Source organism: Mesorhizobium sp. M4B.F.Ca.ET.089.01.1.1, from assembly GCF_004022605.1.
Taxonomy (GTDB): domain Bacteria; phylum Pseudomonadota; class Alphaproteobacteria; order Rhizobiales; family Rhizobiaceae; genus Mesorhizobium; species Mesorhizobium abyssinicae.
The window spans coordinates 1-1,684 of sequence record NZ_RZOS01000766.1 but is presented as its reverse complement, the minus strand read 5'-3'; the positions used below and the strand labels follow the sequence as shown (position 1 = coordinate 1,684).

2 protein-coding genes and 1 pseudogene are annotated in these 1,684 nt (G+C 68.9%); all 3 read right to left on the bottom strand.

Annotated features, from left to right (window positions below):
- A pseudogene (locus EN780_RS33650) lies at positions 1-517 on the bottom strand (molybdopterin molybdenumtransferase MoeA); the annotation flags it as partial.
- Positions 517-1,008, bottom strand: a complete 492-nt coding sequence (gene moaC / locus EN780_RS33645) for a cyclic pyranopterin monophosphate synthase MoaC (protein ID WP_128276407.1) — start codon at positions 1,006-1,008, stop codon at positions 517-519. The pseudogene EN780_RS33650 and the gene moaC, both read right to left, overlap by 1 nt.
- A gap of 2 nt (positions 1,009-1,010) precedes the next feature.
- On the bottom strand, positions 1,011-1,684 hold a 674-nt coding region (gene trpC, locus EN780_RS33640), incomplete at its 5' end, for an indole-3-glycerol phosphate synthase TrpC (RefSeq protein WP_128276406.1).

Genomic DNA, 1,684 nt, shown 5'->3' with positions numbered 1-1,684 from the left:
TCACCACAGTGAGGCGCGGGTGGTTGGCGGATGCCGCCAGCGACAGTGCCGCCGGATCGAGCAGCCGGCCCTTTTCCAGCAGCACATCGCCTTCTACGAAGTCGAGCCCGGCGCGGCGGATGTTGCGCCCTTCAGCGGTCGGCTCGGTCACTTCGATCGTGCCGCCGCCAAGGTCCTGCACATTCTCCTGGATGACGATGGTGTCGGCGCCTCGCGGCAGCGGCGCGCCGGTAAAGATGCGCACGGCTTGCGACGTGCCGACGCTGCCTTCGAAGCCGCGGCCGGCCGGCGCGATGCCGATCACCGAAAGCCGCGCCGGCACGGATGCCACGTCGGCGGCGCGCATCGCATAGCCGTCCATGGCTGAGGCGTTGAAGGGGGGCTGCGTGCGCAGTGCCACCACAGGCTCGGCCAGGACCCGGCCGGCGGCGTCGATCAGTGCCACGCTTTCGCTGGCCCGCGGCGCCGCACCATCCAGCAGGCGCTCGAGCGCCTCGGCGACAGGAACCAGCGCCATCAGGCGCCCGCCCCGGCCGACTTGTAGTCGCCGGACTTGCCGCCGGTCTTTTCGACCAGCCTGATGCCGGAGATCACCATGGCGCGGTCGGCGGCCTTGGCCATGTCGTATATGGTGAGGCAGGCGACAGAGGCCGCCGTCAAGGCTTCCATCTCGACGCCGGTCTTGCCGATGACACGGGCAAGCGCGGTGACCTTGAGACCGGGCAGCGACTTGTCCGGTTCGATATCGACGGAAACCTTGGTCAGGAGCAGCGGATGGCAGAGCGGAATCAGTTCATGCGCGCGCTTGGCCGCCATGATGCCGGCAATGCGCGCGGTGCCCAGCACATCGCCCTTCTTGGCGTCGCCGGCAAGGATCATCTCCAGCGTTTCGGCGCGCATCGAGACAAAGCCCTCGGCGATCGCGGTGCGCACCGTTTCGGCCTTGTCGCCGACGTCGACCATGTTGGCTTCGCCAGAGGCGCCAAGATGGGTGAGGGCGGCCGCCATCGTCAGACGGCCTCGGCCGGCGCCTTGCCTGTCAGAAGCAGGCGAGTCGCCGCCGCGACATCCTGTTGCCGCATCAGGCTCTCGCCGACAAGGAAGGTGCCGATGCCGCTCTTCTCCAGCCTGCGGCAGTCCTGATGGGTGAAGATGCCGCTCTCGCTGACCAGCAGCCGGTCGGCCGGCACCATCGCCGCCAGCCGCTCCGAAACGCCGAGGCTGGTCTCGAACGTCCTGAGGTCGCGGTTGTTGATGCCGATCAGCCGTGACGAGAGCCGGAGCGCCCGCTCCATCTCGGCCTCGTCATGCACTTCGACCAGCGCATCCATGCCGAGTTCGAGGGCCGTCGCCTCGAGCTCGCGCGCCATCGCGTCGTCGACACTCGCCATGATGATCAGGATGGCGTCGGCGCCCCAGGCGCGGGCCTCGAACACCTGATAGGGGTCGAAAAGGAAATCCTTGCGCAGCGCCGGCAGGGCGACGGCGGCACGCGCGGCGGTGAGGAATTCGGGCGCGCCCTGGAAGGACGGGGCGTCGGTCAGCACGGAGAGGCAGGCCGCGCCGCCATTCGCATAGGCCTTTGCGAGCGCCGGCGGATCGAAATCGGCGCGGATCAGCCCCTTGGACGGGCTCGCCTTCTTGATCTCGGCGATCAGCCCGAAGCCGCCGGCCCCGCGCCCGG